Annotated in this window: 19 protein-coding genes; 7 read left to right on the top strand and 12 right to left on the bottom strand. The window is 74.2% G+C overall.

The window, feature by feature from the left end:
* Positions 1 to 268: 268 nt before the first annotated feature.
* On the top strand, positions 269 to 1639 hold the full coding sequence (gene gdhA, locus ADL05_RS14030) for an NADP-specific glutamate dehydrogenase (protein WP_053617392.1): 1371 nt from the start codon (positions 269 to 271) through the stop codon (positions 1637 to 1639).
* A gap of 75 nt (positions 1640 to 1714) precedes the next feature.
* Here gdhA and ADL05_RS14025 read toward each other — a convergent pair whose 3' ends face one another.
* Positions 1715 to 3916 (bottom strand): BTAD domain-containing putative transcriptional regulator, encoded by a 2202-nt coding sequence (locus ADL05_RS14025; RefSeq protein WP_053617391.1) that lies wholly within the window; start codon positions 3914 to 3916, stop codon positions 1715 to 1717.
* 106 nt (positions 3917 to 4022) lie between these two features.
* On the opposite strand from ADL05_RS14025, the gene ADL05_RS14020 reads away from it, so the two are divergent.
* Positions 4023 to 4895 carry an alpha/beta fold hydrolase gene (locus ADL05_RS14020; protein ID WP_053617390.1) on the top strand — a complete coding sequence of 291 codons (873 nt, stop codon included), beginning with the start codon at positions 4023 to 4025 and terminating at the stop codon, positions 4893 to 4895.
* Positions 4896 to 4983: 88 nt separating this feature from the next.
* Here ADL05_RS14020 and ADL05_RS14015 read toward each other — a convergent pair whose 3' ends face one another.
* Together ADL05_RS14015 and ADL05_RS14010 are read right to left on the bottom strand one after the other, a co-directional pair.
* On the bottom strand, positions 4984 to 5961 hold the full coding sequence (locus tag ADL05_RS14015) for an aldo/keto reductase (RefSeq protein ID WP_053617389.1): 978 nt from the start codon (positions 5959 to 5961) through the stop codon (positions 4984 to 4986).
* Between the two features lie 194 nt (positions 5962 to 6155).
* Positions 6156 to 6968 carry a TetR/AcrR family transcriptional regulator gene (locus ADL05_RS14010; RefSeq protein WP_053617388.1) on the bottom strand — a complete coding sequence of 271 codons (813 nt, stop codon included), beginning with the start codon at positions 6966 to 6968 and terminating at the stop codon, positions 6156 to 6158.
* Between the two features lie 94 nt (positions 6969 to 7062).
* Between ADL05_RS14010 and ADL05_RS14005 the strand changes: the two genes are divergently transcribed.
* Positions 7063 to 9315 (top strand): excinuclease ABC subunit UvrA, encoded by a 2253-nt coding sequence (locus ADL05_RS14005; protein ID WP_053617450.1) that lies wholly within the window; start codon positions 7063 to 7065, stop codon positions 9313 to 9315.
* Positions 9316 to 9328: 13 nt separating this feature from the next.
* On the opposite strand, the gene ADL05_RS14000 is transcribed toward ADL05_RS14005, so the two are convergent.
* From ADL05_RS14000 to ADL05_RS13975, 6 genes are all read right to left on the bottom strand, one after another.
* Positions 9329 to 10060 carry a DUF4287 domain-containing protein gene (locus tag ADL05_RS14000; protein WP_053617387.1) on the bottom strand — a complete coding sequence of 244 codons (732 nt, stop codon included), beginning with the start codon at positions 10058 to 10060 and terminating at the stop codon, positions 9329 to 9331.
* Between the two features lie 207 nt (positions 10061 to 10267).
* Positions 10268 to 10651, bottom strand: coding sequence for a fluoride efflux transporter CrcB (crcB, locus tag ADL05_RS13995; protein WP_231640743.1), 384 nt, complete (start codon positions 10649 to 10651; stop codon positions 10268 to 10270).
* Positions 10648 to 10992: a DUF190 domain-containing protein gene (locus ADL05_RS13990; protein ID WP_053617386.1), complete on the bottom strand. Its 345-nt coding sequence runs from the start codon at positions 10990 to 10992 to the stop codon at positions 10648 to 10650. Before ADL05_RS13990 ends, crcB begins: the two co-directional genes overlap by 4 nt.
* Positions 10989 to 11441, bottom strand: a complete 453-nt coding sequence (locus tag ADL05_RS13985) for a CrcB family protein (protein WP_053617385.1) — start codon at positions 11439 to 11441, stop codon at positions 10989 to 10991. Before ADL05_RS13985 ends, ADL05_RS13990 begins: the two co-directional genes overlap by 4 nt.
* A gap of 147 nt (positions 11442 to 11588) precedes the next feature.
* The gene (locus ADL05_RS13980; RefSeq protein WP_053617384.1) at positions 11589 to 13487 is read right to left on the bottom strand and encodes an ABC transporter ATP-binding protein; all 1899 of its coding nucleotides are present in this window, start codon (positions 13485 to 13487) and stop codon (positions 11589 to 11591) included.
* Positions 13488 to 13550: 63 nt separating this feature from the next.
* Complete coding sequence (locus ADL05_RS13975; protein ID WP_082376393.1) at positions 13551 to 14453, bottom strand: DMT family transporter; 903 nt, start codon at positions 14451 to 14453, stop codon at positions 13551 to 13553.
* Between the two features lie 69 nt (positions 14454 to 14522).
* Here ADL05_RS13975 and ADL05_RS13970 point away from each other — a divergent pair, with 69 nt between their 5' ends.
* Positions 14523 to 15377, top strand: a complete 855-nt coding sequence (locus ADL05_RS13970; RefSeq protein WP_053617382.1) for a LysR family transcriptional regulator — start codon at positions 14523 to 14525, stop codon at positions 15375 to 15377.
* Positions 15378 to 15393: 16 nt separating this feature from the next.
* Here the strand turns inward: ADL05_RS13970 and ADL05_RS13965 are convergent, their stop codons facing one another.
* On the bottom strand, positions 15394 to 16095 hold the full coding sequence (locus ADL05_RS13965) for a sensor domain-containing protein (protein WP_053617381.1): 702 nt from the start codon (positions 16093 to 16095) through the stop codon (positions 15394 to 15396).
* 198 nt (positions 16096 to 16293) lie between these two features.
* Here ADL05_RS13965 and ADL05_RS13960 point away from each other — a divergent pair, with 198 nt between their 5' ends.
* Together ADL05_RS13960 and ADL05_RS13955 are read left to right on the top strand one after the other, a co-directional pair.
* Positions 16294 to 16860 (top strand): GNAT family N-acetyltransferase, encoded by a 567-nt coding sequence (locus tag ADL05_RS13960; protein WP_053617448.1) that lies wholly within the window; start codon positions 16294 to 16296, stop codon positions 16858 to 16860.
* Positions 16861 to 16950: 90 nt separating this feature from the next.
* Positions 16951 to 17610, top strand: coding sequence for a hypothetical protein (locus ADL05_RS13955; protein ID WP_053617380.1), 660 nt, complete (start codon positions 16951 to 16953; stop codon positions 17608 to 17610).
* Between the two features lie 18 nt (positions 17611 to 17628).
* Here ADL05_RS13955 and ADL05_RS13950 read toward each other — a convergent pair whose 3' ends face one another.
* Together ADL05_RS13950 and ADL05_RS13945 are read right to left on the bottom strand one after the other, a co-directional pair.
* The gene (locus ADL05_RS13950) at positions 17629 to 18036 is read right to left on the bottom strand and encodes a MarR family winged helix-turn-helix transcriptional regulator (RefSeq protein WP_053617379.1); all 408 of its coding nucleotides are present in this window, start codon (positions 18034 to 18036) and stop codon (positions 17629 to 17631) included.
* A gap of 118 nt (positions 18037 to 18154) precedes the next feature.
* Complete coding sequence (locus ADL05_RS13945; RefSeq protein WP_053617378.1) at positions 18155 to 18775, bottom strand: helix-turn-helix domain-containing protein; 621 nt, start codon at positions 18773 to 18775, stop codon at positions 18155 to 18157.
* Between the two features lie 79 nt (positions 18776 to 18854).
* Here ADL05_RS13945 and ADL05_RS13940 point away from each other — a divergent pair, with 79 nt between their 5' ends.
* The gene (locus ADL05_RS13940; protein WP_197285793.1) at positions 18855 to 19874 is read left to right on the top strand and encodes an NAD(P)/FAD-dependent oxidoreductase; all 1020 of its coding nucleotides are present in this window, start codon (positions 18855 to 18857) and stop codon (positions 19872 to 19874) included.
* Positions 19875 to 19887: the final 13 nt, after the last annotated feature.

The following is a 19887-nucleotide window of genomic DNA, read 5'->3' as shown; positions in this document are numbered from 1 at the left end:
GGGACCGCGTCGGGGCGTTCGAACACCGCCGACGTCCTGGCGGCTGGAGGTGGGGCAGCTCCGAACCGGCGGCTCCGGTCGGCGGGAGCCGCCGGGCGTGCGGCGTGGAAGCCGAAGGTGGGGGCCTCCGCCCAGAGGCGGAGCGACCCGGGCGTGTAACGTCGACGAAACATACTTCGTCCCCCTCGGGGACACGACCGCACGCCACCGCACGCCGTCGTCGCGGCCTGTCCGGCCGGGACGACGGCTCCGAAAGGACCCTTCACGTATGTCCGCTGCCAACGAGTCCGCTCTCGACAACCACCATCCGGGAGTGCGTTCGGCCTTCGAGCACGTGGCGCGACGCAACCCGGACGAGCCCGAGTTCCAGCAGGCGGTGCTGGAGGTCCTGGACAGCCTCTCCCCGGCCCTGTCCCGGCACCCCGAGTACGCCCGCGAGCGGATCCTGGAGCGCCTGTGCGAGCCCGAGCGCCAGATCGTCTTCCGCGTCCCGTGGCGTGACGACCAGGGGCACGTGCACGTCAACCGGGGTTTCCGGGTGGAGTTCAACAGCGCGCTGGGCCCCTTCAAGGGCGGTCTGCGCTTCCACCCCAGCGTCAACCTGGGCGTGGTGAAGTTCCTCGGGTTCGAGCAGATCTTCAAGAACGCCCTCACCGGTATGAGCATCGGCGGCGGCAAGGGCGGCAGCGACTTCGATCCCAAGGGGCGCTCGGACACCGAGGTGGAGCGGTTCTGCCAGTCCTTCATGACCGAGCTCCACCGCCACCTGGGCGAGCACACCGACGTCCCCGCGGGCGACATCGGTGTCGGGGGCCGGGAGATCGGCTACCTGTTTGGCCAGTACCGGCGCCTGTCCAACCGGTGGGAGGCCGGCGTCATCACCGGCAAGGGCCTGGACTGGGGCGGCTCACGGGTGCGGACCGAGGCCACCGGGTACGGGAACGTGCTGTTCACCCAGCGGATGCTGGAGCGCGTGGGCCAGAGCCTGGACGGCCAGCGCGTGGTGGTGTCGGGATCGGGCAACGTGGCGATCTACTCGGTGGACAAGGCCCGCCAGCTGGGCGCGACCGTGGTGGCCTGCTCCGACTCCAGCGGCTACGTCGTGGACGAGCGCGGCATCGACCTCGATCTGCTGCGGCAGGTCAAGGAGGTGGAGCGCGAGCGGATCAGCGCCTACGCCGAGCGGCGCACGGGTGCCCGCTACGTGGAGGGCGGCAACGTGTGGGACGTGCCCTGCACGGTCGCGCTGCCCTCGGCGACCCAGAACGAGCTGGACGCCGACGCGGCGCGGACCCTGGTCCGGGGCGGCGTCAAGGTGGTCTCCGAGGGCGCGAACATGCCCACCACGCCCGAGGCCGTGCGGGTCCTGCGGGAGGCCAAGGTGCTGTTCGGGCCGGGCAAGGCGGCCAATGCCGGCGGGGTGGCCACCAGCGTGCTGGAGATGCGGCAGAACGCGCGGCGCACGTCGTGGTCCTTCGAGCACGCCGAGCAGGAGCTGGCGGAGGTCATGGCCGGTATCCACGACCGCTGCGAGGAGGCGGCCGAACGCTACGGGTCGCCCGGCGACTACGTGCTGGGCGCGAACGTGGCGGGCTTCGAGCGGGTGGCGGGCGCCATGCTCGCCCAGGGTCTCGTCTGAGCGGATCGGCGGGACGGCGGGACCGGGGCCCGCGACCGGCAGGTGGCGCGGTCGGCGCGGTCCCGCCCGCCCGGTTCAGCGGTGGCGGTCCAGGGCGGTGTCGAGTGCGCCGAGGTGGTCGGCGACCGGCCCCAGGGTGAGGAGGCCGCTGCCCGCGCCCGCCCGTTCCGCCGCCGCCGGGGCGAGCGCGTGGCGGGCGCGCCGCATCGTGTCGCGGTCGTCCAGGCGCAGGGCCGCCCGGGCGGTCAGGCTCCACAGGGCCTCCGACAGCAGGTCCGCGGGCGGGTCCGGAACCCGGCGCAGCGCCGCGGCCGCCTCGGCCGCGCGGTCCCGCGCCAGCAGCACCAGCGGACGGGTCCAGGCCGCGTAGGGGCCCCAGTCGGCGGCTTCGTCGGCCGGTGCGGGCAGCCCGCGCCGCTCGCGCAGGCACAGCAGGGCCAGGGCGGGCAGCCCTGCCGCCAGGCCCGGCATGCCCGAGCCCTCCAGGTGCGCGGCGGCCTCCCGGTAGGCGGCCTCGGCGGCGGCGTAGGGCACCCGGTCGTCGTCGGCCAGGCACATCGCCCGGTACCACCGGGTGAAGACCCCGGCCAGCGGTCGCTCGTGCCGGACGGCCAGGCGGTCGACGGCCGCCGCGTCGTCGTCGGCGCCCGCCCGGTCTCCCAGCGCGGAGCGCGCCTGGAGGCGGACCAGGCGACCCAGGACCTCGAAGTCGGCCAGGCCGTGCCGGGCCGACAGCTCGACCAGCTCGGCGCCGACGGCGTCGCGCTCGGGTGCCCGGCCGGTGCGGTCGAAGCTCTGCATGAACACGCCGTTGAGCGTGAAGGCCAGCAGGGCGGCGTCGCCCAGCCGCCGGGCGATCCGCTCCGCGTCGCGGGCGGCGCGGCGGGCGCGTTCGGAACCGGTGCCGCGCGACTCCAGGGCGACCGTGGCCAGCAGTCGGGCGCGGACCGCCTCGTGGCCGTGCGGGGGCAGCGCGGCCAGTGCGCGCTCGGCGGCGGCCACGACCTGTGCGGCCTGCGCGGGGTCGTCGGAGCGGGTCCAGATCGCGGGCACGTCGTAGGCGCCGATGACGCGCGCGGTCAGTTCGGGGTCGCCCAGCTCCTCGGCGGCCGTGATGGCGGCGGTGCGCTGTCGGCGGGCCTCTTCCAGGCCTCCGGCGCCGGTCACCGCGAGCCCGCGCAGCAGTCCCACGGTCGATTCCAGGCGTGCGCGGGACCCGGCGGCCACGGTGCGGTCGAAGGCGGCGCTGGCCCTGGCCCACACGTGCTCGGCCGCGTCATCCGCCGCGGGTTCGGGGGTGGTCCTGTCGCCGGTCGCGGAACCGAGTTCGTCGCCGGTCTCGGGCCCAGAACCGGGTACGGGTACGGCCTCGTCGCCGTATGCGGGCTCGGAACCGGGAACGTTGCCGGTCGCGGGCCCAGAGCCGGGCACGGCGTCGGCCGCAGGATCGGGGGCGAACTGCTCGCCAGCGCCGGGTTCACGGGTCGCGGATCCGAGTTCGTCGCCTGACACGGGCTCGGGGGACAGGTGGTCGGCGTGGTGGAGCACGTCCTGTTCCAGGCGGCGCAGGCGCGGGCCCGGGTCCACACCCAGCTGTTCGACCAGGAGTGTGCGCGCCCGGCGCAGCACCGCCAGCGCGTCGCCCTGGCGGCCGGACCGGTACAGGGCCAGAGCGAGCAGACGCCAGGCGTCCTCGCGCCAGGGGTGCTCGGCGGCGTGCGCGTCCAGGTCGGCGACGGCCTCGGCGGCCCGACCCAGGTCGAGCCGGGCCCGGGCGTACTCCTCGACGGCGTGCAGGCGCAGCTCCGCCAGGCGGGAGCGCTCGCTCCGGGTCCAGGGCTCGTCGGCGAAGTCGGCGTAGGCGGGGCCGCGCCACCGGTCCAGGGCCGCGCGCAGCCGTGCGAGCCGGACCCGGGCGGGCAGCGCGTCGGCGCCGGACACCTCCCGCTCGAAGCACCAGGCGTCCACCGTGTCCCACCCGGTGCGCAGGGCGTAGCCGGGCCCCTCGGTGACGAGCAGCCGGGCGGGCGCGCGCGGTGGCCGCCCCGGCTCCAGCGCGCGTCGCAGGGCCGCCACGAAGGTGCGCACCGCCCCGACCGCGCCCGGGGGCGGGTCGTCCCACAGGTCGTCGACGAGGCGGTCGACGGGCACCACCCGGCGGCGCGCCAGCACGAGCCGGGCCAGGACCGCGCGGTGGCGCGGCCCCTTGAGCGCCACGGGCTCTCCGGTGCCGTCCCAGGCCGCGACCGGCCCCAGAACCCCGAACTCCGCCTCCACCGGTCACCTTCCGCCTCGGCCCCTGGCGGGGCGCGCGCTCATCGGTTGCTCATTCGCGACGGGCACGCTGCACGTACCGGTTCGTCGACGAAGGAGAAGAAGAACCATGATGCCTGCCGGATTCGAGTACCAGAGCGTCCGTGTCGCCGACGGGGTGTCGCTGCACGCGGCCGTGGGCGGGGCGGGCCGCCCCGTCGTGCTCCTGCACGGCTTCCCCCAGACCCACCTGATGTGGCGCCACGTCGCCGCCGACCTGGCCGCCGACCACACCGTGATCTGCCCCGACCTGCGCGGATACGGTGCCAGCGACAAGCCCGAAGAGGACGGCGCCGACACCTATTCCAAGCGGACCATGGCCGCCGACGTCGTCGCCCTGGCCCGCGCACTGGGCCATGAGCGCTTCGCCCTGGCCGGACACGACCGCGGGGCCCTGGTGGCCCTGCGCGCCGGGCTCGACCACCCCGGGACCGTCAGTCACCTGGCCTGCCTCGACGTCCTGCCGACCCTGGACATGTGGGAGGTGCTGCACGGCGCCGACGCCGCGGTGGCCTTCCACCTGTACCTGATGGCCCAGCCGCCGGGGCTGCCCGAACGGATGATCGCCGCCGACGCCGACGCGTTCTTCGGACACTTCCTCGACCTGTGGGCGGGTGACGCGGGCGCGATCCCCGACGACGTGCGTACCGCCTACCTGGACGCCTGCCGCGGCGCGGTGCCCTCGATCGTGGCCGACTACCGGGCCTCGGCCGGTGTGGACGTCGACCACGACCGGTCCGACCGGGACGCCGGTCGCCGCCTGGAGATGCCGGTGAGCGTGCTCCAGCAGGACTGGGGCGCCGCGCTGGGCTACGACGCGGCGGCGGTGTGGTCGCGGTGGGCGGCGGACCTGCGCCACTCGACCGTGACCAGCGGTCACTTCATGGCCGAGGAGGACCCGGCCGGGGTGGTCAAGGCCCTGCGGGAGCTGCTGGCCCGCTGAGCCCGCGCACGCGGCCCGGGACCCCCGGTCCCGGGCCCGAGCGGTCAGGCGGTGCGCGATCCGGCGCGGCGCGCCGCGGGAGCGGTGCTCACCACAGGTGGTGGACCTGGGGCCGGATGAGCTCGTCGTAGACCTCGCGTACGCGCGCGAGGGCGGTCTCGTCCAGCGGCGGCAGCTGCTCCGCGGCCGCGTTGGCATGGGCCTGGGCGGCGTTGCGGGCACCGGGGATGACCACGCTCACCCCCTCCTGGTCCAGGATCCAGCGCAGCGCGAACTGGGCCATGGTGGCGCCCTCGGGCACCAGGGGCCGCAGCCGCTCGACGGCTTCCAGCCCGGTGGCGAAGTCGACGCCGGAGAAGGTCTCGCCCTTGTCGAAGGCCTCGCCCTGGCGGTTGAAGGTGCGGTGGTCGTCGTCGCCGAAGGTGGTGTCCCGGGTGTAGCGGCCGCTGAGCAGTCCGCTGGCCAGGGGCACGCGCGCGATGATGCCGACTCCGGCCTCGCGCGCTGCGGGCAGGACCCGCTCCAGCGGCTTGTGGCGGAAGGCGTTGAGGATGATCTGGACGGTGGCCACGTTCGGGCGGGCGATGGCGGCGAGCGCTTCGTCGCAGGTCTCCACCGACACGCCGTAGGCCTTCATCCGGCCCTCCTCGACCATGCCGTCCAGGTCGTCGAAGACGGCGTCGGTGGCGATGACGGCCGGGGGCGGGCAGTGCAGCTGGACGAGGTCGAGGGTGTCCACGCCGAGGTTGCGGCGGGAGTCGTCGTTCCAGACGCGGAGGTTGCCGGGGTTGTAGTTCCCGGTCTCCTGGGGCAGGCGCCGGCCCATCTTGGTCGCCACGGTCAGGTGCGGGTACTCCTTGAGGAGCCGGCCCACGAGCTGCTCGCTGCGCCCGTCGCCGTAGACGTCGGCGGTGTCGACGAAGGTGACGCCGTCCTCCACCGCGGCGTGCAGGGCGGCCATGGCGTCGCTCTCGCTGACCTCGCCCCAGGCTGATCCGATCTGCCAGGCGCCGAAGCCGACGGCCCCGACGGGCGTGCGTGTACGGCCGAGTTCGCGTGTCTCCATGACCGATGATCCTACGCCTGCTGGGAGCGCTCCACCGACACCGGACCTGCGCCTGGGCGTAGCCCGAATCCCGCGCGACATCCGGGTCACGGCCGGCCTGTAGCCGGTGCTGAACCGATGCGCTCCACCCGGTCGACGCTCGGCGGCGCACAGCGCGCCGGGCGCCGACCGCATCCCGCCCGGGCGCTCCGTGGTCAATACACCTGGGGCGTGGCCGGGCCGATCCGGGCGGCCACGCCGTCGAGCAGGGCCTCCAGCCCGAACCGGAAGGTCTCCCACGCCTCCTGTTCGAGGTAGGGCTCGTTCGGGTCCTCGTTGCTGAACGCTCCGCTCTCGGCCATTCGGGACAGCACGGGGAACCGCGCGGCGAAGTCGGGCGCGACCTCCTCCAGTTGTCCGGAGCGCCCGTACCACCACTCGTCCTCCGGCTGGCCCGTGACGACCGCGGCCTGGCGGGACTCCGCGGCCGTCTGCACGAAGCCGCGGACCATGGTGAACAGGCTGCCGAAGGTGCTGCGGATCTGGTCGGGGGCCAGGCCCGCCTCCTCCAGGACGGCGGCCACCGACTCGAAGACCCGGTACTCGTTGGGCCCCAGGACCGGACGGGCCTGGGAGACCTCCAGCGTCCAGGGGTGGCGCAGGTAGAAGTCCCACAGGCGCTGGGCCCAGTCCGTGACGGCCTCGCGCCAGGGCCGCGCCCGCGCCTGCTCGGCCGCCTCGGCCAGCTCACCGAAGGCCTGGTCGTACATCAGCTCGACGAGTTCGTTCTTGCTGGCCACGTAGGTGTACAGCGACATCGCTGTGCGGCCCAGGCGTGCGCCGACGGCCTTCATGGACAGTGCGCCCATGCCCTGCTCGTCGGCGACCGCGATCGCCGTGTCCACGACCAGGTCGACGCTCAGTTCGGGTTTGGGCCCCGGGGCGGTCCGCTCGTCCGGGGCCTGGGACGCGCGCCACAGCAGGGCCATGGAGCGGCGGACGTCACTCTGTCCGGCGTAGATGACCACTTGCATCTCCTTAGTGGATAAACTAATGTTCGCAGGCCGTCAGTTTACCGCATAAGGATTTCCGAGGAGCAGTGTGCCTTCCGAACCCATCGCCATGGCGGACACCCACGACACCATCCAGGTCAGAGGGGCCAGGGAGAACAACCTCGCCGACGTGTCCCTGGACATCCCCAAGCGCCGTCTGAGCGTCTTCACCGGGCTCTCCGGCTCCGGAAAGTCCTCGCTCGTCTTCGGGACCATCGCCGCCGAGTCCCAGCGGCTCATCAACGAGACCTACAGCACCTTCGTGCAGGGCTTCATGCCCAGCCTGGGGCGGCCGGACGTGGACGGCCTGCGCAACCTGAGCGCGGCCATCATCGTCGACCAGGAGCGGATGGGCGCCAACTCCCGATCCACGGTCGGGACCGCCACGGACACCGCGGCCATGCTCCGCATCGTCTTCAGCCGCGCCGGCACCCCGCGCCTGGAGCCCTCCAGCGCGTTCAGCTTCAACAGCGCCGAGGGCATGTGCCCCGAGTGCGAGGGTCTGGGCCGCACCGACCAGATCCACCTCGACGAGCTCTTCGACCGCGACCTGTCCCTGAACGAGGGCGCCATCACCGTCCCCGGCTTCGCCGTCGGCCACTGGCACTGGCAGGTCATGGCCGACTCCGGGCTGCTGGACGCCGACCGCAGACTGCGCGACTACACCCCCGAGGAATGGGAGACCTTCCTGCACCAGGGCGCCACCAAGGTCAGGGTCGGCCGCCACTCCCTCAACTACGAGGGCCTCGTGGTCAAGGTGCGCCGCACCATCCTGTCCAAGGACCGCGACGCCATGCAGCCCCACCTGCGCGCGTTCGTGGACCGGGCCGTGACCTTCTCCACCTGCCCGGCGTGCGAGGGCTCGCGCCTGAACGCCCAGGCCCGGTCGGTCACGGTCGAGGGGCGCACCATCGCCGAGTGCTCGGCCATGCAGATCAACGACCTCGCCCGCTTCGTACGCTCCATCGACGAGCCCTCCGTCAAGCCGCTCGTGGACAACCTCGGCCACACCCTGGAGTCGCTGGTGGAGGTGGGCCTGGGCTACCTGAGCCTGGACCGGGAGTCGGGCACGCTCTCCGGCGGTGAGGCACAGCGGGTCAAGATGGTCCGCCACCTGGGCTCCAGCCTCAGCGACGTCACCTACGTCTTCGACGAGCCCACCGTGGGGCTGCACCCCCACGACATCGAGCGGATGAACACGCTGCTGCTGAGCCTGCGCGACAACGGCAACACCGTCCTGGTCGTGGAGCACAAGCCCGAGACCATCGCCATCGCCGACCACGTCGTGGACCTGGGCCCCGGCGCGGGCCCCGACGGCGGGCGCGTCATGTACACCGGGGACGTGGCGGGCCTGCGGGCCTCGGGCACGCTCACCGGCCGCCACCTGGACCACCGCGCGACCCTGCGAGCCCGGACCCGCGAGCCCCGGGGCTCCATTCCCATCCGGGGCGCGAACACCCACAACCTGCGCGACGTCGACGCCGACGTGCCCCTGGGCGTACTCACCGTGGTCACGGGCGTGGCCGGGTCGGGCAAGAGCTCACTCATCCACGGGGCGCTGCCGGGCCGCGAGGACGTGGTGGTCGTCGACCAGTCGCCGATCCGCGGGTCGCGCCGCTCCAACCCGGCCACCTACACCGGCCTGCTCGACCCCGTCCGCACGGCCTTCGCGCGCGCCAACAACGTCAAGGCCTCGCTGTTCAGCGCCAACTCCGCCGGAGCGTGCCCCGAGTGCAAGGGCGCGGGCGTCATCTACACCGACCTGGCGATGATGGCCGGGGTCGCCACCACGTGCGAGAAGTGCGAGGGGCGCCGGTTCCGGGCCGAGGTCCTCACCCACGAGCTGCGCGGCCGCAACATCAGCCAGGTGCTGGCGATGTCGGTGGAGGAGGCGCGCGACTTCTTCCCCGGCGGGAACGCGCGCGCCATCCTGAACCGGCTGCACGACGTGGGGCTGGGCTACCTCGGGCTGGGCCAGCCGCTGACCACGCTCTCGGGAGGCGAGCGCCAGCGGCTCAAACTCGCGATCAGCATGGCCAGGCAGGCGGCGGTCTACGTCATGGACGAGCCCACGACCGGCCTGCACCTGGCCGACGTGGACCGGCTCCTGGCGCTGCTGGACCGCCTGGTCGACGACGGCAACACGGTCGTGGTCATCGAGCACCACCAGGCCGTGATGGCGCACGCCGACCACATCATCGACCTCGGCCCGGGGGCCGGGCACGACGGCGGGCGGGTGGTCTTCGAGGGCACGCCGGCCGACCTGGTGGCGGGCGGTGACACGCTCACCGCCCGCCACCTGCGCGCCTACCTGGGCCTGTAGGAGCGGCGGCGGGTCAGCTCGGGTCCTGCTCCAGCAGGGCCTTGAGCCGGCCCAGCCGCTCCCTCCACAGCGCCTTGGAGCGGGCGGTCTCCTCGGCGTCGGCGAGCTTGGAGTGCTCCAGGGCGACCACCGTCTTGGCGGGGCCCTTGGCGGTGAACTCGAAGGCCAGCCGGGTGCCGGCGTCGAAGTCCGCGCGCAGCCGCTTGGGGGCGTTGGCCGTGCGCACCGACAATGCGTGGCCCCGCAGCCAGCGCTCGCGCCCGGCCTCCTCGGCCACGGCGGCGAAGGCCCGCTCGGCGGGGACGTCGATGGTCCGGCTCACGGTGCAGGAGAACCCGTCCTTCTTCTGGCCGGGGACGCGCAGTCCGCGCGCCTGCTCGTAGGCGACGGTGACGGTCTGGGCCCACCAGCCGCCGACCCCGTGCTCACCGACCAGCCACGCGGCCATCTCGGTGTGGGTGCGCTCGGTGGCCTTCCAGGCGTCGAGCAGGGCGAACCACGCGTCGTAGCCGCGCCCGGTGCCGCGGCGCAGGGCCTCGTCGGAGACGCGGCTGCTGATCGCCGCGGTCGTCGGGGGCGTCGCGGCCGGGCGCTCGGAAGCGGGCCCGGCGGTCGTGGTCGCGGGCTCCGGGGCGGTGGGCTCCCCGCCCCGGCCGACGAGGTGGGCGCGCGCGGCGGTGTAGCTCTCCCCGGTCTTGTCCATCCGGGTGCGCACGCGCTGTTTGAAGGACTTCTGCCTGGTCATGGCGGCTCCTCGGCGACAGCGGCGAAAGCCCACGCCTTCCCCGCCCGCCGGTGGGGCACCTCATGCCGGCGTCCCGAGGACTCACAGTCCCCTTTGCCCCCGTCAGGGCCGACGGCGTGGGCGTCGAAGCCGGGGGTTGGGCGCGGGACCGCGCCGGTGACCAGCCTACCTCGTCGGCCCCTTCGGGCTCCAGCCCCCGGTTCCGGTTCACCCCAGCAGGGCGAACCCCGCCCACCAGCCCAGGGAGGCGGCGGCCAGCCCCGCCATGACGGTCAGCACGACGTTGAGGGCGGCGTAGCCGCGGGCCCCGGACTCGGCCAGGCGCAGGGTCTCGTAGCTGAGCGTGCTGAAGGTGGTCAGCGCGCCGCAGAAGCCGGTGCCCAGGGCGGCGGTCGCCGCGCCGGGCAGGGCGCCCGAGGCCGCGGCGGCCACGACCAGGCCGAGCACCAGCGATCCGCCGGTGTTGACGGTGAAGGTGCCCCAGGGCAGGACCGTGGGGCCCAGGGACTGGACGAACCGGTCGATGAGGTAGCGGCCGACGGCGCCCAGCGCCGAGCCCGCCGCGACGGCGGCCGCGATCGCCGCGCTCACTGGCCGGTGCCCCGCTCCGGGCCGGAGACGATCTCCACCTCGTCCAGCGTGATCAGGCCCTCGGTGCCGAGTTCCTCCAGCCGGGGCAGGAAGGCGCGGACGCGTTCGGGTGCGTCGATGACGACCACCGCCACGGGCAGGTCCTCCGACAGCGCCAGGACCCTGGTGGTGTGGACGCGGTGGGAGGCGCCGTAGCCCTCGATGCCGTGGAAGACGCTGGCCCCGGCCAGTCCGGCCGCGTGCGCGCGGTGCACGATCTCGGTGGACAGGGGTTTGCCGTGCCAGGTGTCGCTGTCGCTGTCGCTGACGTAGACGGTCAGCCGCAGGGCCGTGCCGGTCATCGGGTGTCCTTCCTCGACGGGTCGGCGGAGCGTGCCCGGCGCCAGGCGGCCAGGGCGCGTGTGAGTGCCATACCCGCCCAGGCGGCCGCCAGGGCGCCGACCACGGTGGCGAGCAGGTAGGCCAGGGCGGTGCCGGGGGATCCGGCCCGGACCAGGCCGACGATGTCCACGGCGTAGGTGGAGAAGGTGGTGAAGCCGCCCAGCAGGCCCACGCCGAGGAAGGGGCGCAGCAACCGGTGGGGCCGGGCGACCTCGGTGACGAGGACGACCAGGGCGCCCATGGCGAAGGATCCGGTGACGTTCTCGGCGAAGGTGGTCCAGGGGAAACCGGCGCCGTCGTGGGGCGCCAGGAGCAGCAGGGCGTAGCGGGCGCTGCCGCCCAGGGCTCCACCCGCGGCCACGGCCAGCAGGGTCTGCCCGGTACCGCGCCGGCTCGGCCGACTTGTCACGTCGCTCTCCCTCCCAGGCGCCCGGGACGGCGCCGGGAACGGTCATGGTCGACCGCCAGCATGCCACCGACCGGCGCGGACGTGCCGCAGGCCCCCCGCGTGCGGCCGTCTCCCCGGTGTGGCGCCACCGGGGAGACGGGGTCCGGATCAGTGCGCCGTGACCGGTTTCGCGACGGGCTCGGGCTCGCCGGTGGCGAACTGGGTCCGGTACAGCTGCGCGTAGCGGCCGTTCCGGGCGAGCAGTTCGCTGTGCGTGCCGCGCTCGACGATCCGTCCGGCCTCGACCACGAGGATGGCGTCGGCGGCGCGGACCGTGGAGAGCCGGTGGGCGATGACCAGTGCCGTGCGCCCGCGCAGGGCCTCGGTGAGGGCGGCCTGGACGGCGGCCTCGGAGGTGGAGTCCAGGGCGGAGGTCGCCTCGTCGAGGATGACCACCTCGGGGCCGGTGATGAGCAGGCGGGCGATGGTCAGCCGCTGGCGCTCGCCGCCGGAGAAGCGGTAGCCGCGTTCGCCGACGACGGTGTCCAGGCCGTCGGGCAGGGCGGCGACGAGGTCGTCCAGGCGGGCGCGGCGCAGGGCGTCCCAGATCTCGGCGTCGGTGGCCTCGGGGCGGCCCAGGCTCAGGTTGGCGCGGATGCTCTCGTGGAAGAGGTGGCCGTCCTGGGTGACCATGCCCAGGGTGGCGCGGATGGAGTCGAAGCTCAGGTCGCGCACGTCCACGCCGCCCAGGCGGACTGTTCCGGCGTCGGTGTCGTACAGGCGCGGGGCCAGTTGGGCGATGGTGGACTTGCCCGCGCCGGAGGATCCGACCAGCGCGACGGTCTGGCCGGGTTCGATGCGGAAGGACACGTCGCGCAGGACGGGGCCGTGGTCGGCGGTGTCCAGGGTGGCGACCTCCTCCAGGGAGGCGAGGGAGACCTTGTCGGCGGTGGGGTAGGAGAACTCGACGTGCTCGAACTCCAGGGCGGCGGGCCCCTCGGGCACGGAGCGCGCCCGGGGCTTCTCGTCCACGAGCGGCGTGAGGTCCAGGACCTCGAAGACCCGGCTGAAGCTGACCAGGGCGCTCATCACCTCGACGCGGGCCCCGGCCAGGGCGGTCAGGGGTGCGTACAGGCGGGTCAGGAGCATGCCCATGGACACCACGGTGCCCGCGTCGAGCTGGCCGCGCAGGGCGTAGAAGCCGCCCAGTCCGTAGACCAGGGCCAGCGCGAGCGCGGAGACCAGGGTCAGGGCGGTGAAGAAGACCTCCTGGACCATCGCGGTGCGCACGCCGATGTCGCGGACGCGGCCGGCGCGGCGGGCGAACTCGGCGGACTCCTCCCGGGGGCGGCCGAAGAGCTTGACCAGGGTGGCTCCGGGCGCGGAGAAGCGCTCGGTCATCTGTGTGCCCATCGCGGCGTTGTGGATGGTGCGTTCGCGTTCGATCCGGGCCAGACGGGCGCCCATGCGGCGGGCGGGCAGGACGAAGGCGGGCAGCAGCAGGAGCGCGAGCAGGGTGATCTGCCAGGACAGGGCGATCATGACGGCCAGGGCCAGGACGAGGGTGACCAGGTTGCTGATCACGCCGGAGAGCACGTCGCTGAAGGCGCGCTGGGCGCCGATGACGTCGTTGTTGAGGCGGCTGACCAGGGCGCCGGTGCGGGTGCGGGTGAAGAAGGCGACCGGCATGCGTTGCACGTGGTCGTAGACGGTGGTGCGCAGGTCCAGGATGAGGCCCTCGCCGACGCGGGCCGAGAGCCACCGGACGACCAGGCCCAGCCCGGCCTCAGCGACGGCCACGGCGGCGATGAGCCCGGCCAGGAGGAGGACGGGGCGTAGCGCGCCGCCGTCGACGATGGTGTTGACCACCCGCCCGGCCAGGAGCGGGGAGGCCACGGCCAGGACGTCGCTCGCCACGCTCAGCGCCAGGAACCAGGCCAGGTGGCGTGTGTGGGGGCGGGCGAAGGCGGCGATGCGCCGAAGGACGGGGAGGGAGAAGGGGCGCTGGTCCTCCCGGGCGTGCATCGCGTGGTACACGGAGTTCCACGCGGCCATTTCCATGCTCATGTTCGACCACCGGACGGGTTGGGGCTGTTGACCGGAACCCTAGAACCTCAACATTTATTGAGGTCAACTCCCGTCGCGGGCGCGCGCGTCCCGGCCCGCCGCGGCCCTGGGCCGGCGGGGCGCCGCGGAGAGCACGCTCACCGCGTTGGCCCCCACGATCGCCGCCACCGCCAGCCACTCGACCAGGGTCAGCACCTGGCCCAGGACCACCAGTCCCACCAGGGAGGCCAGGACGGGGTGCACGCTCATGAACAGCCCGAAGAACCGCGCGGGGACGCGGCGCAGCGCCAGCAGGTCGACCAGGAAGGGCACCGCCGAGGACAGCACACCGGCCGCCGCCGCGCAGGCCAGCGCGCCCGCGGTCGGGGGGTGCAGGACGAACACCGCGGCGCCCACCGGCACGAACAGCAGCCCGGAGACGAGCGCGGCCGCCGCCGAACCCTCCACCCCCGGCAGCCGTCGCCCCACCGTCCGGTTCAGCAGGATGTAGGCCGCCCAGCCCACCGCCGCCGCCAGGCCCAGGGCGATGCCGATGTGGTCGGTCGCGGGCTGGGGGCGCATCAGCACGGCCACCGCCCCGGCGGCCGAGAGCGCGCACAGCAGGTCGGTCGGCCTGCGGGAGGCCGCCAGGGCGACCGCCAGCGGCCCCAGGAACTCCAGGGTCACCGCCAGCCCCAGACCGATGCGGTCGATCGACAGGTACAGCGTGAGGTTCATCGTCGCGAACACGGCCGCCAGCCCCAGCACCGGCCACCACTGGGCCCGGGTGAAGGAGGCCAGGCGCGGCCGACCCACCGACAGCAGCACCACGGCCGCCACCCACTGGCGGACCGCGACCACCCCGGTCGGGCCGATCGCCCCGAAGGCCAGCGCACCCGTGGCCGCGCCGACCTGGTTCGAGAGCCCACCGGCCAGCATCAGGGCCACGCCGGTCGCCCGGCCCGATCGTCGCGTCGAAGTCTCCATGCCAGCGAGCATGGGCCCCCCGATCGGATGCGCAAAATGCATGCTTGCGCCCATCCATACGCTGGAGTCATGGACGTCGAACTACGCCACCTGCGCTGCCTGGTCGCCGTCGTGGACGCGGGCACCTTCACCGACGCCGCGCTCGACCTCGGCCTCTCCCAGGCGGCGGTCTCGCGCAACGTGGCCGCCCTGGAGCGGATCCTGGGCGTGCGCCTGCTGCACCGCACCAGCCGGGAGGTCGCCCCCACCACCGCGGGCGTGCAGGTCCTGGCCCGCGCGCGGCACCTGCTGGCCGGCGCCGACGACCTCGTGCGCGAGGCGGTCTCCGGGCACACCCGGCTGCGCATGGGACACGCGTGGTCGGCGATGGGGCGCCACACCGCCCGGTTCCAGCGCCGGTGGGCCGAGCGCTACCCCGACATCGACCTGCAACTGGTCCGCGCCAACGCCCCGACGGGAGGACTGGTCGAGGGGTTGTGCGACATCGCGGTCGTCCGCGCCCCGGTCGACGACCGCCGGCTGGAGGGGGCGGTCGTCGGCCACGAGAGGCGCTACTGCGCCCTGGCCGCCGACGACCCCTGGGCCCGGCGGCGCTCCCTGACCCTGGCGCACGTGGCCGAGCGGGTCCTGCTGGTCGACCGCCGCACCGGGACGACCACCCTGGACCTGTGGCCGCAGGACCGCCGGCCCGAAGTGGAGCACACCGGCGACATCGACGACTGGCTGTCCGCGATCACCGCGGGACGCGGGGTCGGTATGACGCCGGAGAGCACGGCCACGCAGTACCGGCGCGACGGGGTCGTCTTCCGCCTGGTGCGCGACGCCCCCTCCGTCCCGGTGCGCCTGCTGTGGCGGCGGCACGACCCCCACCCGGCCACCCACGGAGCGGTCGCGCTGCTCACCGAGCTCTACCGGGGGCGCTGAGGCCGAACCGGGCCCCTCAGACGGAGCTGGGCACGCGCGGCGGGACCTGGACGGGCTCGGGCGAGGGCCCGGCGGCGGCGCGCACGCGCACTCCGGCGTCCTCGGGAGCCAGGAGCACGGCACGGGCCAGCCCCGCCTCGGCCTGGGCGCAGGCGCGCACCACCAGCGGCGCGGTCAGGGTGAACAGCGCGCCCGCCACCATGTGGATCAGGGTGGTGGCCAGGAACGGGGACTCGGGGAAGACGCGGCTGCCCACGTCGGTGTAGCCGGGGACGGCGTAGAGCGACCACCCCCACACGGGGTGGAGCAGGCCGCCCAGGGCTCCGGCCCACCAAGCGGCGGTGAGGACGAAGGCGACCACCGAGACCGGGAAGCGCACGACGGCGTACAGGGCGTCCAGCCAGCTCTGGGGGCACGAGAGCGGGGTCAGCGCCCGGCGCAGGGCACCGGCGTGCGGCGCGGGGGAGCGGTAGGGGCGGCGCTCGACGGGGCCTCCGGCCACGTCGGCCAGGCGGACGCGGTCGAGGTGGGAGGTCGCGCGGGCGACGTAGAGGGTGCCGGCCAGGACGAACAGGCCCACGACCGCGACGACCGAGCTGGCGCCCGCGGCGAGTCCCGCCAGGACCGCGGCGAAGGAGACCACGGCCACAGGGAAGCCCAGCAGCACGTAGCGGGTCTCGGCGGCCAGGCGGGCGAACGGTGTGTCGGTCGTGTCCATGGCATCGAAGCTACGCCCGCGGGGGCCGAAAGTCGGGCCTGTACACACGAGGAGCGGTGGTGGGGTCCGCACCACCGCCCTGTGCCGCGTCGGGGCCGCGCTGGAGCGGCCCTGCGCCCGACCTCCGCCCCGGTGCGCGCCGGCACCCGCGGAGTGGCGATACTGGATCGCGACACACCCACGGCGCAGGAGGACAGCGTGACCAGCAGCCACCACGACCCGGCCCGACCGGAACCGGCCTACCGCGACGCCGCCCCCGCCGACGTCCCCGCCCTGGTGGACCTGGTCAACGCCTGTTACCGCGGCGACTCCTCCAAGCAGGGCTGGACCACCGAGGCCGACCTGCTGGACGGCCAGCGCGTGGACGCCGAGGGCGTCCGGGCCCTTCTGGACCGCGCGGACACCCGGCTGCTGGTCGCCGAGGTCGACGGCGACCTCGTGGCGTGCTGCGAAATGCGCCGCGAGGGGGAGGACGCCTACTTCGGCATGTTCTCGGTGCGCCCCGGACGGCAGGGCGGCGGTCTGGGCCGGATCGTGCTCGCCGAGGCCGAGCGCTCCGCCGCGGCCGGCTGGGGCAGCCGGCGCATGCGGATGATGGTGATCCGCCAGCGCACCGAGCTCATCGCCTGGTACGAGCGGCGCGGGTACAAGGCCACCGGCAAGACCGAGCCCTTCCCCTACGGCGACGAGGCCTTCGGCCTGCCCAAGCGCTCCGACCTGGAGTTCGTCGAACTCGTCAAGGACCTGCCGGTCGATGTGACCTGAGTCCGCCCCGCCCGGGGCCGTCCGCGGAACCCGCATGCCCGACCGCGCGTCCAACCCCCCGACCGCGCACGGGCACCGACAGGAGCACGCATGACCGACGACCACGGCCTCACCGGCACGGACCACCCCGCCGAGGACACCCCGGCCGCGGGGCTGCTGGCCCGGCTACGCGGCAGTGAGCTGGCCGATGACGTCCTGAGCTGGCACGACTGCTACCTGGACCGGGCGGGAGACGCCGGCGCCGTGCCGCTGGCCCTGGCGTCGGGCGAGCCGCTGACCGGCCTGGCCACCACCGCCGGAGGCGAGTCGTTCCAGCTCTGCGGCGGGGACGAGCGGCGTCCCGTCTTCTACTACGACGACGCCGAGAGCGTGCTGGTGCTCGGCCGGGACCTGGCCGAGGCGGTGGAGCTGCTCATCGGAGTGCCCCACCTCATCGGTGTGTCCCACACCCTGGCCACACAGGGCCCCGCGGCGGCCACGGCCAAGCACGCCGAGATGGTCGCCCAGGACATCGCCGTCGACGAGGAGGAGAACCCGCCCGGAGCCCGCCACCTCAGCGCCTACCTGCGCTCCCGTGACGAGACCCACCGGCGCCTGGCCGCGGAGCTGGGCGTGCGCGCGCTGCCCGTGTCCGCGCTCCTGCACCGGTTGGACGAGACCGCCCGGGCGGTGGCCCCCGATCTGGAGGTGCTGTGGGTCGATGCGGGCGAGGTCAACCCGATCCCCCACGCCCTGGAGCCCCGGGCGTGACCGGGACCCGGGGCGTGTTCAGCCGCGTTCGAGGTTGGCGGCCATCCGTTCCAGCACGTCGACGGTGGCGCGGTACTCCTCGGCGCTGATGCCCTGGGCCAGGCGGCGGCGCGCGCCCTGCACCTTCTCGAACAGGGCGTCGTGCGCGGCCTCGCCCTGGACCGACAGGGACAGGGCGACCAGGCCCTCGATCCAGCCGCGTGCGCGCAGTTCGTCCACGACGGGGGCGACCGAGGGCTCGTCCTCCTCCAGGAAGGCGGCCAGCCTGCGGTCCAGGTCGGCGATCGTGCCCGGTTCGGTGTGCAGGGAGGTGAGCACCTGCCAGTGGCGGCGCCCCAGGGACTCGGCGGCCAGGGTGCGGTCGAGATCGTTCTCGATGAGCCGGTCCAGGTGTTTGAGCCAGTAGCCGATCGGTAGGTCGGACAAGGTACCTCCAGCGGGAACGGCGGTGTCCGCACGGGAGTCGACGATATCCCCGCGCGGGCGGGCGCGCCAAGGACGCGCGGGGTGTCGTCGCCACCGCCCGGGGTGTCCGCGTGACCGTCTACGACACCGGTTCCTGGTCGGCGTCCTCGGAGGGGCGCCTGGCCTTGGGGCGGGCGCGCAGGTGGGCCCGCTCGCCCTGGCGGCCGAAGAGGCTGAGGATCTCCACCGACTCCTCGTCGGCGGTACCGAACCAGTGCGGCACGCGGGTGTCGAACTCGGCCGCCTCGCCGGGGCCGAGCACCAGGTCGTGCTCGCCCAGGATGACCCGCAGCCGCCCGTTGAGGACGTAGAGCCACTCGTAGCCCTCGTGGGTCTGCGGGTCGGGTTCGGAACGGGCTCGATCGCTCGGCAGGACGATCTTGTAGGCCTGGATACCGCCCGCCCGGCGGGTCAGCGGGATCATCGTCATGCCGTTGCCGGTGACCGGGCGCAGGTGGACGCGCGGGTCGCCCGTGGGCGGGGCGTCCACGAGTTCGTCGAGCGAGACGCCGTGCGCCTTGGCCAGGGGGAGCAGGAGTTCGAGGGTGGGCCGCCGGTCGCCCGTCTCCAGCCGGGACAGGGTGCTCACCGAGATGCCGGTCGCCGCGGCCAGGTCGGTCAGCGTCGTCTCGCGCTGTCGCCGCAGGGCCCGCAGCCGGGGTCCGACACTGTCGAGGGCCTGGTCGAGTTCGTGGTCCATAGGTGCACTTTGCCATATCGGCAAGAGAGTTTGTGGATTCTCGCGGTCGGCCCGCATGGTGGTCGTGGAGGTGGTCGAGATGACCGATCGTCTGGGAGACGATTACGACGTGGTGGTGGTCGGCGGCGGTGCCGCCGGGCTGAACGGGGCCCTGATGCTGGCCCGCTCACGCCGCTCGGTGGCGGTGATCGATGCGGGAGCCCCGCGCAACGCTCCGGCCGGGGCCGTCCACGGACTGCTGGCCCTGGACGGCACTCCGCCCGCGGAACTGCTCGAACGCGGCCGGGCGGAGGTGCGCGGTTACGGGGCCCACGTGGTGGAGGGCGAGGTCGTCTCCGCGACGCGGGAGGAGACGGGGTTCTCCGTGGAGCTGGCCGACGGCCGCGCGGTGCGCGCACGGCGGCTGCTGGTGACGACGGGGCTGGTCGACGACCTGCCGCCGGTGCCCGGGGTGCGGGAGCTGTGGGGCACCGACGTCCTGCACTGCCCGTACTGCCACGGCTGGGAGGTCCGGGACCGGGCCGTCGGCGTGCTCGCGACGGGTCCGATGTCGGTGCACCAGGCACTGCTCTTCCGCCAGCTCAGCGACGACGTCGTGTTCTTCGCCCACACCGCGGAGCCGCCGGGCCCGGAGGACGCGCGGAAGCTGGCCGCGCGCGGCATCACCGTGGTGCCGGGCGAGGTCGCCGGGCTGGAGACCAAGGAGGGGCGCCTGTCGGGCGTGCGTCTCGACGACGGCACGGTGGTCGGGCGCCAGGCGCTGGCCGTGGCGCCGCGGATGGCGGCCCGGGCGGGGTTCCTGTCCGGGCTGGGCCTGGCCCCGAGCGCCCACCCCTCGGGGATGGGCGAGCACATCGCCGTCGACGCCACCGGAGCAACGGACGTGCCCGGCGTGTGGGCCGCGGGCAACGTCGCCGACCTGGCGGCACAGGTCGGCGCCTCGGCGTCGGCGGGCGCCCTGGCCGGGGCCCGGATCAACGCGGACCTGGTCGCCGAGGAGGCCGAGCGGGCGGTCGCGGTGTACGAGGACCCGTTCTCGCCCGAGTCGGAGTCGCGGGTGAGCGCACGGGTCCTGGGCGATCGGCGCCACGGACGGTGAGGGACGGAGGGGG

The organism is Nocardiopsis sp. NRRL B-16309 (assembly GCF_001279585.1).
Taxonomy (GTDB): Bacteria; Actinomycetota; Actinomycetes; order Streptosporangiales; family Streptosporangiaceae; genus Nocardiopsis.
Note: the sequence above shows the minus strand (reverse complement) of the source record. Positions and strands in the feature narration are given on the sequence as shown.